The 14,514-nt window shown below is 45.9% G+C and carries 11 protein-coding genes; 6 read left to right on the top strand and 5 right to left on the bottom strand.

The features are described 5' to 3' along the window. Nucleotides 1–2: 2 nt before the first annotated feature. Together ABWW54_RS13910 and gdhA are read right to left on the bottom strand one after the other, a co-directional pair. Nucleotides 3–812, bottom strand: coding sequence for an SDR family NAD(P)-dependent oxidoreductase (locus tag ABWW54_RS13910; protein WP_353412981.1), 810 nt, complete (start codon nt 810–812; stop codon nt 3–5). Between the two features lie 243 nt (nt 813–1,055). Beyond that, nucleotides 1,056–2,417: an NADP-specific glutamate dehydrogenase gene (gene gdhA / locus ABWW54_RS13905; protein ID WP_353412979.1), complete on the bottom strand. Its 1,362-nt coding sequence runs from the start codon at nt 2,415–2,417 to the stop codon at nt 1,056–1,058. A 793-nt stretch (nt 2,418–3,210) separates the two neighbouring features. Between gdhA and ABWW54_RS13900 the strand changes: the two genes are divergently transcribed. Genes ABWW54_RS13900 through ABWW54_RS13890 form a run of 3 tightly spaced genes read left to right on the top strand, consistent with a single transcriptional unit; the run spans nt 3,211 to nt 6,800 of the window. After that, nucleotides 3,211–4,851 carry an acetolactate synthase large subunit gene (locus ABWW54_RS13900; protein WP_353412977.1) on the top strand — a complete coding sequence of 547 codons (1,641 nt, stop codon included), beginning with the start codon at nt 3,211–3,213 and terminating at the stop codon, nt 4,849–4,851. A gap of 20 nt (nt 4,852–4,871) precedes the next feature. Next, complete coding sequence (locus ABWW54_RS13895) at nt 4,872–6,287, top strand: aldehyde dehydrogenase family protein (protein ID WP_353412975.1); 1,416 nt, start codon at nt 4,872–4,874, stop codon at nt 6,285–6,287. Between the two features lie 27 nt (nt 6,288–6,314). After that, nucleotides 6,315–6,800 carry a Rab family GTPase gene (locus ABWW54_RS13890; RefSeq protein ID WP_353412973.1) on the top strand — a complete coding sequence of 162 codons (486 nt, stop codon included), beginning with the start codon at nt 6,315–6,317 and terminating at the stop codon, nt 6,798–6,800. A 106-nt stretch (nt 6,801–6,906) separates the two neighbouring features. On the opposite strand, the gene ABWW54_RS13885 is transcribed toward ABWW54_RS13890, so the two are convergent. Further along, nucleotides 6,907–8,091: an MBL fold metallo-hydrolase gene (locus tag ABWW54_RS13885; protein WP_353412972.1), complete on the bottom strand. Its 1,185-nt coding sequence runs from the start codon at nt 8,089–8,091 to the stop codon at nt 6,907–6,909. A gap of 174 nt (nt 8,092–8,265) precedes the next feature. Between ABWW54_RS13885 and ABWW54_RS13880 the strand changes: the two genes are divergently transcribed. Both ABWW54_RS13880 and ABWW54_RS13875 read left to right on the top strand, forming a co-directional pair. Beyond that, nucleotides 8,266–8,955 (top strand): SDR family oxidoreductase, encoded by a 690-nt coding sequence (locus tag ABWW54_RS13880; RefSeq protein ID WP_353412971.1) that lies wholly within the window; start codon nt 8,266–8,268, stop codon nt 8,953–8,955. Nucleotides 8,956–9,049: 94 nt separating this feature from the next. Further along, nucleotides 9,050–10,162 carry an S-(hydroxymethyl)glutathione dehydrogenase/class III alcohol dehydrogenase gene (locus tag ABWW54_RS13875; RefSeq protein WP_353412969.1) on the top strand — a complete coding sequence of 371 codons (1,113 nt, stop codon included), beginning with the start codon at nt 9,050–9,052 and terminating at the stop codon, nt 10,160–10,162. Nucleotides 10,163–10,294: 132 nt separating this feature from the next. Here the strand turns inward: ABWW54_RS13875 and ABWW54_RS13870 are convergent, their stop codons facing one another. Further along, a complete protein-coding gene (locus tag ABWW54_RS13870) occupies nt 10,295–10,951 on the bottom strand; it encodes a cyclic nucleotide-binding domain-containing protein (RefSeq protein WP_353412968.1) in 657 nt (218 codons plus the stop codon). A gap of 311 nt (nt 10,952–11,262) precedes the next feature. On the opposite strand from ABWW54_RS13870, the gene chrA reads away from it, so the two are divergent. Next, nucleotides 11,263–12,426 (top strand): chromate efflux transporter, encoded by a 1,164-nt coding sequence (gene chrA / locus ABWW54_RS13865; RefSeq protein WP_502907819.1) that lies wholly within the window; start codon nt 11,263–11,265, stop codon nt 12,424–12,426. A gap of 26 nt (nt 12,427–12,452) precedes the next feature. Here the strand turns inward: chrA and ABWW54_RS13860 are convergent, their stop codons facing one another. Further along, nucleotides 12,453–14,357, bottom strand: a complete 1,905-nt coding sequence (locus ABWW54_RS13860; protein WP_353412964.1) for a carboxylesterase/lipase family protein — start codon at nt 14,355–14,357, stop codon at nt 12,453–12,455. Nucleotides 14,358–14,514 lie beyond the last annotated feature (157 nt).

Genomic DNA, 14,514 nt, shown 5'->3' with positions numbered 1-14,514 from the left:
GTCTACTTTGAGAAAATACGTCGAAAGTCTACGTTCCCATCACCGTCGAGCAACGATCGACGATAGCGTCTCATTCCATCCAACCATGCCTCACGCTCGACTGCTCGATGCTCTACATACCCTTGTACTTCGGAGTGTGGCAATATCAAAAACTTCTCTTGTTCAATTCCCTCGACAATCACTCGTGCGCACTCTTCGGGTGTAATAACACCTGGAAGCTCAGCGGCACGCTCTTCTTCAGTAAGAGAGAGAATGTTCGTATTAACGTATTGTGGACAAACTACGGAAACCTTAATCCCATCATCTGCATGGCTGATTGCTAATGATTCTGCGAAAGATACCGCCGCGTGTTTAGTTGCGGAATAAGCAGCATCTGAGATTTGTTGCAACAGCCCGGCTGCCGAAGCAACATTGACCAAGTAACCTTCACTACGTTCAATCATTTTGGGTAATAGCGCACGAGAAGCGTACACGTGAGCCATAACATGTAACTGCCAGTTCTTTTCCCAAGTGGCATTGCTCGCCGATGCTGCGTGGGAGGGTTCCCCTTCAGCATAACCTGCGTTTGAAAAAAACAAATCAATGGGCCCAAGCTTTTCGGCTTGAGCAACCAAATTGAGAATATCGGCCTCGCTGGTCGCATCACATTCAACGGCAACCGCCTTTAATTCAGCCGCAAACGGCTGAAGAGCCTCTAAGTTAATATCCGACAGGACCAACCTAGCTCCTTTAGCTGAAAACGCTCTCGCTACCGCAGCACCAATCCCATTGGCTGCACCAGTCACCACTACTATCTTATTTTGCAAATTCATCGTTTTTTTCAACAAGTAATCGAGTTGTGATCATGATAGGCGAAGTCTCGCCCAGTTTGTGTCACTTTGATTAACTTCTTCATAAAGAATTTCGCAAACTTACGATTCCTAAAACCCGTCCTTTAGGGATACTCGGAAATTGGGGCTGACATTCCTTTGCCAGCGCCAACGTGATGACCAGCTCAAGCTCATAGAAAGCAAAGAGCTGTGAACCGGTCTAACAATATTGCCATTGAAAATCGGCTACATCACACCGTAGGCCAACATAGCATCAGCGACTTTGATGAAGCCTGCTATGTTTGCACCCTTCACGTAATCCACCTGATCTGTTGTGTCGTGTTGACCAGCACCATACTGTACGCAACTGCTGTGGATACCACTCATAATTTTTCGTAGACGCTCATCCAGCTCATCACGATCCCACGATAAACGCATACTATTTTGAGTCATTTCTAAGCCAGAAACCGCCACACCGCCAGCGTTTGCAGCCTTACTTGGTCCGAACAATACGCCAGCCGCGAGCAGTGCATCAATACCGTCTTTGTAGGTAGGCATATTCGCGCCTTCACAAACGGCTTTAACGTCGTTGGCAATCAAAGATTTTGCGTCATCCAAATTTATTTCATTCTGAGTCGCGCAAGGGAACGCTAGGTCTGCGTTAACTCCCCATGGACGTTGTCCTTCATGAAATTCACAACCAAACTCATCAGCATATTCACTAATTCGTCCGCGACGAGCACCTTTAAGCTCCTTCACAAACGCTAGTTTTTCAGCGTCAATTCCCTCAGGGTCGTAGATAAATCCAGATGAGTCGGACAGCGTAACGACTTTAGCACCAAGCTCCGTGGCTTTTTCACACGTGTATTGCGCAACATTGCCCGATCCAGACACAATGGCAATCTGCCCTTGCATCGATAACTTATGATGGTTAAGCATGTCCTCCATCATATAAACACACCCATAACCAGTGGCTTCGGTCCGTATTTCGCTTCCACCAAACTCGAGGCCTTTGCCGGTAAGAACGCCCACAAATTCATTTTTTAAGCGTTTATATTGGCCAAACATGTAACTTACTTCACGCGCACCTACGCCGATATCACCGGCAGGCACGTCCGTATTCGGACCAATATGTCGAACAAGTTCGGTCATGAATGCCTGACAAAAATTCATCACCTCTCGATCGGACTTTCCGCGAGGGTTAAAATCAGACCCGCCTTTGCCACCGCCCATCGGTAACCCAGTTAAACTGTTCTTAAAAGTCTGCTCAAACGCTAAAAACTTCAAAATACTTGCGTTGACACTTTTGTGGAAACGAATCCCGCCTTTATACGGGCCAATCGCGTTATTACATTGAACTCGATACCCTCGATTTACCCTCACGTTACCGCCATCGTCTTCCCAAGCGACACGGAAGCTAATCATTCTATCAGGCTCACTCATGCGTTCTAATATTTGCGCTTTCTGATATCGTGGTTTATCGGCAATGAAAGGCAAAATAGTCGCTGCGACCTCTTCTACCGCTTGATGAAACTCAGTTTCACCTGGATTGCGGCGAACAAGCCCTTTCATAAATTCACTTAATTGTTCATTTGACTCACTAGACATATCCCTTGGACCTCATATGTTGTTTAATTTTTTAGTCGTCACTGACTGCGTTTATTCTTCTTACGTTAAGCACCAATAGTTACCTTCTAAATCCTTCTTCTTGCGACACCGAAGTGACGATTAGACTGAATACATTTAGGCCATTCCAGTGCCAGTAATTCATGGTCAGTCTTCTTTTATTTTTAACCCGAACATCCTCTTAATGACGGTCGTCGTCAGATCAAATCAAGCTCGTATTCTTCTTAGTTCGAAAGCTTAGATGGCTCCTCAGCCCTTACCTTATTATTATTGACTTAGTCACTCCTTCACCCGTATAAGCCAAACTTAAAGCGAAAACTTTAACCTGACTCACTATGCAAAAACGCTAACGGACTAAGCTTACTCAAAAATCACACATTTGTAAGAAAAAATCAATTGATTTGAGACAATGAGCTTGATTCGACATGCCTATTTCACCTATTTTAGATACTGGGATTTTTGCTCAGCTGGATCGAGCATTCCTAAAGGCTATTACAGAGAAAAATAATGGTCCAAAGCGCACGCTAATATCTAAATGAGAGCAGCGTGCTACCAAAAATACGGGTCGAAAAGATAGGGTATAAAACAGAAAGGCTTAGTTAATTCAATAAGCCCACAATCTTTATTAAATTTCATGGCTATGCCGGTGGTATGCGGCAACGCACGGTTAAGTTTTATCCCTAACGCGATAATTCCTGTCAGCTCATGATTGCAATATAAGTTGTGCACCACCGATCCTATTACGAGTCAAACGGAACTAACTGGAGATACGAGGATGAAAACATCTGATTTGTTTGTTAAAGCATTAGAGAATGAAGGCGTCGAATATATATATGGGATACCCGGAGAAGAGAACTTGGACTTTTTAGATTCTCTTCGAGGATCTTCGATTAAATTGATTTTGACTCGACATGAGCAAGCTGCGGGATTTATGGCCGCCACCTACGGCCGACTGACCGGTAAGCCTGGTGTGTGTTTATCGACCCTAGGCCCTGGTGCCACCAACTTCGTGACATCAGCAGCCTACGCTCAACTGGGCGCAATGCCAATGGTGATGCTCGCTGGACAAAAACCCATACGTAAGAGCAAGCAAGGGCGCTTTCAAATCGTTGACGTGGTCGGCCTTATGAAACCGATCACCAAATACTCGGAACAAATTGTCGATGGCAATAACGTGCCTTCAATGACCCGCGAGGCATTCAGACTGGCAATGGAAGAACGGCCAGGGGCTGCCTATTTAGAGCTGCCGGAAGACATTGCTGAGGAAGACACAGATGCGACCGTGTTTGACGTTGTAGGCCATAGACGCCCAAGCCCCGACGTTAAATCCGTAGATGCCGCCGTGGAAATGATCCAGAATGCAAAAATGCCATTGTTGCTCATTGGCGCAGGCGCCAACCGTAAAATGGCAGGTAAGGCACTCACACGTTTTGTGGATAAAACCGGCATCTACTTCTTTAACACTCAACTTGGTAAAGGTGTTATTGATGAACGTCACGATAAGTACATCGGCACGGCGGCTCTGTCAGCTGACGATTACCTTCATTGCGCGATCGAACGAGCGGACCTGATAATTAACGTCGGGCATGACGTGATCGAAAAACCGCCCTTCTTCATGGAAAAAGGTGGCAAAAAAGTGATCCACTTAAACTTTTTTCCAGGGCAAATGGATGATGTTTACTTTCCTCAACTTAATGTTGTTGGCGATATTTCTGCGTCTATTTGGGATATTACAGACAAGCTTTCTATGCCTGAGGACCGCGACTACAGCTATTTTCAACGGGTACGTGATGAAGTGGAAAGCCATATAACTAAGTACTTTGAAGACGAGCGTTTTCCAATGTTACCTCAACGCTTAGTGGCAACTCTGAGAGACAAACTTTCTGATGAAGACATAGTCACGCTTGATAACGGAGTCTATAAAATTTGGTTTGCGCGAAACTACAAGTGCTACCAACCAAACACGCTATTGCTCGATAACGCCTTAGCAACGATGGGAGCTGGTTTACCATCAGCAATGGCCGCCAAGCAGATTCACCCTGACCGAAAGGTAGTGTCGATCAATGGGGATGGTGGTTTCTTGATGAACTCTCAAGAAATCGAAACCGCGGTACGCATGAAACTTGATCTTGTGGTTATCATTCTTAATGACAGCGCCTACGGAATGATAAAATGGAAACAAGAAGGCGTTGGGTTTGAAAACTTTGGCTTAGATTTCAAAAACCCGGACTTCATTCAATACGCCGAAAGCTTTGGTGCCATCGGTCATCGACCAACGTCATCAGAAGACTTTAACCAAATTCTAGACACAGCCTTAAACTCACCAGGCGTACACCTAATCGACTTACCTGTGGACTACTCTCTTAACCATTCTATTTTGAATGTGCTAATTAAAGAAAGTGCGTGCATCATCTAGGGATACTGAGGAGCAATTCTATGACTGACATTGACGTTTTTAACCCGTTTGATCAGAGCTTACTTAAGTCTATTCCGCAAAGCAGTGACCGAGAGGTCACTGTCGCCATGGACAAAGCATGTGACTTATTTAACGATCGCCGCCGCTGGCTTCCAGCGTATGAAAGAATCGAAATTTTAGAGCGTGTGGTCACGATCATGAGCTCCCAAATAGAAGAGCTTACAGCGCTGGCTGCGTCCGAGGGAGGCAAACCCTACATTGACTCAAAAGTTGAAATTCTTCGCGCTATCAATGGAGTTAAATTGGCCATTGAGCATATCCCTGCGATTAAGGGCGAAGAGATTCCAATGGGGCACACAGCTTCATCTGCAAACCGAATCGCGTTCACGCGCCGCGAGCCCATTGGGCCCGTTGTATCAGTCAGTGCCTTTAACCACCCCTTAAATTTGATCGTTCATCAGACCATTCCCGCGTTGGCAGTGGGTTGTCCTGTTGTGATTAAGCCGGCGGCACTGACCCCTCTCTCCTGCTTCAGGCTAATCGAAATACTCCACGAAGCTGGGTTGCCGGACGGTTGGTGCACGGCGGTCTTGCCTTCACGTCAAGTCGCAGAGCAACTCGTCTGCGATTCCAGAACTAACTTCTTTTCTTTTATTGGTTCTGCCAAAGTTGGCTGGATGCTGCAAAGTAAACTATCACCCGGTACTCGTTCAGCACTAGAGCACGGTGGCGCAGCTCCGGTCATAGTAGATGCGTCAATGTTTGAGGAATCGGCATCAAGTAAGCTTGACGACATGATCGCGAGCCTTTGTAAAGGAGGGTTTTATCATGCGGGACAAGTCTGCGTATCCGTTCAACGGGTTTACGCACCCGCTGAAAATTGCGAATTACTCGCCGAACGAATCGCGCAAGCGGCAAACGCACTTGTGGTCGGTGACCAGCTAAAGCACGATACCGAAGTCGGTCCTCTGATTACGCCGAAGGAGGTTAACCGGGTCGCCGATTGGGTCGATTCCGCACGCGCCAGTGGTGCAAAAGTAGTATCGGGTGGTGAAAAAATAAGTGACACCTGCTACACCCCAACTGTACTGTTGAATCCCGCTGAAGAAAGTGAAGTATCTCAATTAGAGATTTTCGGACCAGTGGTTTGTGTTTATGGATACAGCAATAAGGAAGACGCCTTGAGTAGAGCCAATGGCTTACCATTTGCATTTCAAGCCTCAATATTTACGCAGCGCTTAGATGATGCTTTAGACACTTCTCAAAAACTCAATGCCACGGCGGTAATGGTTAATGACCACACCGCATTTAGAGTCGACTGGATGCCGTTTGGAGGGCGAGACGCGTCGGGTATAGGAATGGGGGGCATCCCATATTCAATGCACGAAATGACGCGCGATAAAATGACTGTTATCAAAAGCGATGTGCTTTTGTAAATATTGGATTTAGTCAGCTATTCTAAAATGATAAGCAAAAAAGTATCTATGCTTGGTTTATGGGGCGCGGGTAAAACTAGCATGGTCTCGCGTTTTGTAAATCAAGTATTCGATGAAAAATATCACGCCACACTTGGGGTTAAGATGGACACCAAGATATTGAAAGTAGGCGATACCGATCTAAAAATGGTCCTTTGGGATATTGCTGGCACTGAAGACGTGTTTGATATTCCTATGCACTACATAGCTGGTTCAGCGGCCTACATACTGGTATTGGATGGCACTCGAAGAGAGTCTTTTGAAAAAGGTTTTGATCTGGTCGAAAAAGTAAAACTTTCTATTGGTGATTTGCCCTACACCATTGCGATTAACAAAAGCGACCTGGACTGGGAGGTGAGTGAGCAAGAAATCAATCAACTGTTACCCAAGGGAGCAAGCTGGATAAAGACATCGGCAAAAACTGGGCACGGCGTGGAAGAGGCCTTCTTAGACGTAAGTAAGAAGTTAGTATGAGTAAACACCAACCCAACCTTTAACTAGCCTAGTAGCCTAGCTCACGGTTTTAGCGCCAATTCTTCCTGAAAATCGGCCTTTTACCTGCCTGCTTGAGGAGAATATCCTACAAGTCGATTACAGTTTCCGCCTTTGCCATTTCAATCGTGCGCCCCATCTGAGCCGACTTTCGGGTTAATGTCTCATCCATCCAATTCCGTTCAGCCCACGACCTATTTGGATCATGATGACCGATGTAAGTCTCTTTCACATCACAACTGTCGGCCATTTCAATAACATCCTCGAAGCAACTGTGCCCCCAATCCTTTCGAGAAACTCCGAACGCAGTCCCAATACCTAGTTCACCTTCGTACTCTGCTCGTAAAAATTGCCCGTCTCGATACAATAAATCGATGCCCTGACAGTGCTCTCTAAGACGATCCTCTGCCTCTCGGCTAGCAAGTTGCAATGGGTGTTCTGGGTCATCCCCTCGACGCAGTTCGTGATCGGTACAATACACAAACACTTTACCATTGTGTTCAATTCGATAGGCTAAACAAGGGTCCGGGTGAAAGACTTCGAAAGGTTGAATAACTGTTTTACCGATAATGACAGGCTCCAGAATATCGTGATACTCACCAACCGTGGGATCTTTGGTTTCAGGGATTGGGTAACGCTCCATATTTCGTATTTCCACTGAACTGAACGACGACGGCATTAACTCGTAATTGAGTGGCGTTTGAATCCCCTTCAAATCCATGTCGATATGTCGCGAAAAAATACCTAAATTTTGATCAAGTGCTTTGAGGTATTGATAGTTCCCTATCACCTTAATTTTATTGCGAGGATCAAAGCACACCGCGGCTTGATCAAAGCCCTCAGTATGGTCGTAGTGGGCGTGGGTCCCAAATATATTCAGTTCTCTATTTCCGTAAATTTCCCACTTATCAACAATGTCTTGAGCGCAAATTCGGAACCCGCTGCCACAATCAAAAACGATATCATAACCATCGGAAGTCTCTATCCTAAAGCACGATGTCCAGCCGCCATAAACGCGTCTCTCACTGAGTTCAAATTGCTTTCTATATTTGGCAATATTCTTGCGCGTGATTGGTCCTCCTAACAAATCCTCGACGGACTTGTTGATTGGTTTATCAGCGCCACCTTCTGATTCAAGGTCTTGGAAAATTTGTTCAAGCAAATCGATATCGGACAACTCTCGCGCCTCATCGCGCTCCGCGCGTGACGGAAATATAGAGCCGCTTCCCTGAACTCCATAAAAATGTACCCTCATATTCTCGATATTTTGCATAAAACTGCCTACCCGTTTGTCCATACCCAGCAAATTACGTCTTCGACCTACTGTTATAACCAACTAGACATACGTTGGCAATCACTCAAAAGGGGGATATTGCAAACTACACAATAAAGAGCCCATGCCAATGAGCTCACCTCACTGTGACGCAAGATGCTTTATTGTATCCAAATGATTGAGGAAAAGTCACCGAAAGTAATCGTGTATGGAGGCAATGGCTTTATTGGCATTCACGCCTCGAATGCCCTGATCACGTCAGGAGCTAGTGTTGTTTGTTTAAGTAGAACTGGCCATAAACCCCTACACTTAAAAGAAGAAAACTGGGGAAAGGACGTTAGGTGGTGCAAAGGTGACGCCAGCAAACCCAATATCGAATTATTGAAAACGGCGGACGTTATGGTGTGTTTAGTAGGCTCGCCGCCACTTCCAACTTTTTCCAGAAAGGCCTACGATAAACAATTTTTTGCCAATGGAACAGCTTGCGTAAACGCCATAGAAGGCGCTTCGCAGGCTGGCGTGAAAAAAGTAATTTTATTAGGCGCTAAAATACCTGGCGTGATGCAATCCAAGTCATTTGCCTACTTCGCTGGTAAGCAATCGGCATTACGCTCAGCAAAGGAGTTCGCCTCTCAGTCAGAAAGCCACAGTTCTATCGTTATTCAACCGGGCATGGTAACTGGCCGCAGAGTACTCGACAACGGAAAGGCAATTCGGTTAGATTGGATGACGTCAATGATTTCACCACTGCTGCCCAGCCAATTCACATCGGTAGAACGAGTCGCACAACGCATCGCTCACGCCGCCACTAACATACAACCTTATGCAGGACGTTGCACCGTGATTGCTGGCCGTGACATTTAAGATTGGAACTAAAACCTCAGTCGCAGCTTTGAAAAGTTACAGCTATAATTGTTAGCGACTAACCAACTACCACGTAACTTACAGACAGATTATTATGGACACTAAAGCCGCAGTCGCGTTCGCCGCTGGCGAACCATTGAGCATCGAAACGGTTCAATTAGAGGGCCCAAGAGCCGGAGAAGTATTGGTCGAGATGATGGCAACAGGCGTTTGTCATACTGATGCATTCACATTGTCCGGCGACGATCCTGAGGGTGCATTTCCAGCAATTTTGGGGCACGAGGGCGCTGGAATAGTCAGAGAGGTAGGAGCCGGTGTCAGCTCACTAAGACCTGGAGATCATGTTATTCCTCTCTACACGCCAGAATGCAGGGAGTGCGATTACTGCCTCCACCCTAAAACAAACTTGTGCCAGTCAATACGCTCCACTCAAGGACAAGGCTTGATGCCTGATGGAACAAGTCGATTTTCATTTCAAGGCAAACCATTGTTGCATTACATGGGTTGCTCAACTTTTGCGAACTTTTCAGTATTGCCAGAAATAGCGTTGGCCAAAGTACGACCAGATGCTCCGTTCGATAAAATTTGTTACATCGGTTGCGGTGTCACCACTGGAGTTGGCGCGGTGGTTTTCGATGCTAAGGTCGAGCCAGGTTCTAATGTTGTGGTTTTTGGTCTTGGCGGAATCGGGCTCAATGTGATTCAAGGAGCCAAAATGGTCGGCGCAGACAAAATCATTGGCGTTGATCTAAATGAGTCGAAGGTCGATGTGGCTAAACAGTTTGGGATGACGGACTTTATTAACCCCAGCAGTGTCGATGATGTAGTCGAAGCAATTATGGACCTCACCGATGGCGGCGCAGACTATTCATTTGAATGCATCGGAAACGTCCATACAATGCGCCAGGCTTTAGAGTGTTGTCACAAGGGATGGGGCGAGAGCATCATCATCGGCGTTGCAGGAGCTGGTCAAGAAATTTCTACACGCCCCTTTCAGTTAGTCACTGGAAGAGTCTGGAGAGGAACGGCATTCGGTGGTGCAAGAGGCCGAACCGACGTACCCAAAATAGTGGATTGGTATATGGACGGAAAAATAAACATTGACGACCTTATCACACACAAAATGCCTTTGACTGAAATCAATAGCGCGTTCGATCTAATGCATGAAGGAGCCAGCATTCGAAGCGTAGTCGATTATTCAACTTAAGGCTTCTTACCTGACCACGGTAAATAAAATTCAGAACTAACAAAATTGAAAACACTAAGCCAGCTAGAATCATACTGCTGGCTTAGGTATTAGTAAGGGAGTTGCTACGCTACCTAGCGCGCCATTGTTGTGTTACCGCATACTTGCAGCAACCTTCAATGCCATATCCTTGTTTAGCAGCTCATATATTGTAGCTCGAAACCCTGGCACATTAGCTTCCAGTTCTCTCAACTCCTTCGCCTTCCACGAAACGTAAAGAGCGCCCTTTTCAACGATCGTCGTTGCGCTCGCTCCAGACCGTAAGAAGTACCCCACTTCGCCGATAAAGGTATTCGAATTGAGCGTAAACATGCTTTCGTCTTTACTTACTTCAATTTTCCCTTGAAGAACATAGTAAAGGTTAGTGCAAACTTGGTCCTCAGAAGTCAGTTTGACGTGTTCGGTTGCTTCATGCCATTGGGTTATTGCTAGCAGCTCCTTAAACTCATCCGGTTCCATTCCTCTAAATGCGGAATACAGAAATTTCTCCCGTTGAGTAAACTTTGCCGTGGAATTTGCCATGTTTAACTTAATGAAAAACACTAAGTTAAGCAATGCAAATAGTGCCGCCCAGCCAGTTCCATAAGGTTCTAATGTAGGACTACTATCCAAATACCCTACTAAAAACAATACAGCCCCAATCATCAGAGCTAAGCGCATTTTGACCTCATCTTTAATCAACAGGCCAACAAATGCAGATAAGCATCCCAAGTTAATTAAAATAAATGCTAGCGTTGACAGGGAATTCATTCTTATCGCCATCCTCTAGTTAAATTGTATTATCCCGCTTCAATCTGCCAGAGAACCGTCGATATAGCAAATTTTTAAATACGCATAGAAACGTCGTACTCTAATTCGCTTGCCGCGCGCTGACTGTAAGAAGAAAATAACACTGTGTCTAAATTCCTTAAAGTGAAGATTCATATTACTATTAGGGCCTCTTACTGGGAAGGTTGTTTTTGACAACTTTCCACACACTGATCAATAAGCCACTCCTCTCTATATGAACCTTTTTCATATCGAAATAATCGTTGTACTGAGCTCACAAATCCATGGTTAACATTCTGGAAGTCTTTTGGCGCTTTATAATTTTAGGCTGCCTTAGTTTTGGCGGGCCGGCGGCACATATCGGATACTTTCAAACGACATTCGTTGAAAGACTGCAATGGCTCACGCAGGAAAAATTCGCTCAACTTACGGCATTAAGTCAGTTTCTTCCTGGGCCGGGTTCCAGTCAATTGGGGTTTGCGATTGGACTGCAAAAAGCAGGCTTGGCCGGTGGCATAGCCGCGTTTTTAGGATTCACGCTGCCCTCGTTCTTCATCATGATCTCTCTTGCTTTGAATTTGGACCACGAACAACCCAACCAGCTTACACAACATGTCATAAGCAGCCTTAAATTAGTTGCTGTTGTGGTGGTCGCGGATGCCATAATCACCATGTTCAAGACCTTTTGCATGGATAAGCTGACCAAGTTAATTATGGTCTTGAGCGCTGCCTCACTCATTCTCGCCCCAAGCATACTCGTACAAACAGTTACGCTTATCTGCGCTGCGCTGCTCGGGAGCGCCTTTGCCGACAGATCAAACCTATCGTCAGCAAAACAGGGACGGCCAGCCGAAACAACTCAGATAAATTGGCCTGCACTCATACTATTTGCTTGCCTATTTGTGTGCTTGCCTGTGATCGCAGGCGCATCAAAAAATTTGAATCTATTCAGCGACTTTTACCATGCTGGCAGCTTGGTGTTTGGTGGAGGCCACGTCGTATTGCCTCTACTTCAACATACCGCGGGGCAAGATTTGAGTGCCGATCAATTTCTTGCCGGATACGCGGCTGCACAGGCGGTTCCTGGACCAATGTTTACACTGGCCACATACTTAGGTGCAAGCTTAAGCGAACCACAGTGGGGCGGAGCAATAACGGCGACACTGGCTATATTTTTGCCAGGATTTCTCTTGATTCTAGCGTTTCAACACAGTTGGGGGAAACTTCTCACTAGGCCTGGATTCTACGGCGCGACATTTGGAGTTAACGCCTGCGTAGTAGGCCTGCTAATTGCAGCGTTCTATCAGCCCGTTCTCACCAATGCCGTGAGCAATTGGTATGACTTAATATTTTGTGCGGCTGGGCTAAGCGCATTGCGCCTGACCAAAATTCCGCTGATTGCCATAATTCTTGCTTTCCTTATCCACGGAGTAGTGATCGTGCCATTTCTGAATTGATGGCAACCTGAAATACAAGCATATTATTATCCTTGCCTAAAGGCGCCAACGGGAAAAGACGTGCAGCCAAGGCTTTCGTACTCTTCTTCATCCCAAAAGTCACTGGTTTGATAGCCATGTAGAAACAAGGAGGCGTAGGCCTGACATTTATCCTTAAGACTGGAAATAATGTCGTCTTGGTACAATTCCTCCTTTAGATCAACAACGTTTGTTCTTACTTCTTCCATTCGAATTCCACCGTCCTGTACTTCATCAAGGATCAATATATTATTCCCTTGAGATTGCCATGGTTTCCAGTTGACCAAGTCCTTATTCTTTCCAGACCCGGGTGACGATGAATGTGCGAACGCTCCCCAATAACTCATCATCGCTTTGGCTAACTGCCGTCTACCTTCCGAGTTCTTTCGGTTGTAGGCTATATGAAACGGTGGGCCACCCTGAAAGTCACCAAACACATAATTAATCTCCATGCCATGGGCTGCACCTAGCCCTCCTTTAATGTCTGCAATGAAATTTGACATCATGTCATCCCAATCAAAACGGTAAGCAAATACCGATTCACCGCCATTTCTCGAGATAACTTTCGCAGGCTCGTCTACTGACCCCGCTTTCCAGTTTTTAGAAACGTAATCAGAAACCACCTGATATCGCTCTGGATCTTTGATCCTCGGTAAGACACCAAACTTCATCTCGACGTATTCTGGATTTCGCACCATGAACACCTTTTGCTCATCTCGATTGGTCCCAGTCATTAAAGGCACGCTATTGTATCGGCTCGGGTCTTTAAACAAAGTCAATAAGGACTCTTTGGGAATCACGTACCCATCTCGGAGTACTCTGGCAACTCGGATATAACTCAAGTCAGACCCGCTGTTTTCTGATGCCAGTGTCATGAGCTTTTGGGGCGGTACTGCCTTCAAAATACTCAACAATTCCGAGCCGTTTAAGGAAGCCATTCGGTCACGTATTTGATCTGAGCTTTGTAAAGGGGCTTGGTCTTTCAATACTAACTCTATCAATCCATTGGAGCTGTTCCTAAGACCTGCAACAGCTTTGATGTTGGGCTGTTCAGGAAAATCCTCGGCCAAGGTCAGCAAGGTGGTATCCACGGTTCCACTTTGGGCAATCGCTTTATGAAACAGCCCTTTAGCTAACGGTGACGCGATCATCGAGTAAACGTTCTTTGCCCCTGCCGACTCACCAAAGATCGTGACATTATTGGGATCACCACCAAATTCTTCAATATTATCTTTGACCCACTTTAACGCATGAATGATATCCAACGTGCCGAAATTTCCGGATGCGTCTTCAGCTGATCCAGCGGTTGATCTGATTGCGTCGTGACTAAACCACCCCAAAAAACCGAGTCTGTAGTTAATGGTGACGATGACAACATCTTGCGACCCAGCCAAGTGATGCCCTTGATAGATTGCGCTATTTCCTGAATCGTTGCCGCCTCCGTGTATCCAAACCATCGTTGGTACTTTTCGATCCTTGGATGCACTTTTAGGCGCCCAAATATTCAATGTCAAACAGTCCTCATTTCCGACCAACTCTCCGGCGGAACCTTCGACGCCAGCTAGGACTCCCCAATATTGAACGCAAGGCTCACCATAATTCAAGGCTTTGAATGTGCTTTTCCAAGGGCTCGCTTGTTGAGGAGCACGCCATCTCATGACCCCAATCGGAGGCTCAGCGTAGGGAATTCCCAACCAAGCGTGCGTTTCGTAGCTATCATCGAACCCAACCAACTTACCAGACTGTATGATTCGAGTAGACGCCAATGAAGGGGCTCGAACGTGTTTTTGATACAATCCCGCATTACTGGCTTCAAAAATAGTCGGCGACTTGTTGTATTGATAAATACTAAACCCGGCTAAGCCCAACAACAGCAACAGGCACATAGCGCCTAGAAAAACCTTTTTAATCATTGATGTGTCTCTTAGATAAAGAGTCGCCTGATGGAATCAGGAAACAAGCGCTGAAGTATAACGAGTGTCATCCAACATAAAGTGAAACCAGAAAAGACAATATTGTCGATCATGAACAAATAATTTGAGAAAAACGTCGGCCGCACAAAAAACACCT

The sequence above is a fragment of the Arenicella sp. 4NH20-0111 genome (assembly GCF_040366405.1).
GTDB lineage: Bacteria > Pseudomonadota > Gammaproteobacteria > Arenicellales > Arenicellaceae > Arenicella.
This window is presented reverse-complemented; position numbering and strand designations above follow the sequence as displayed.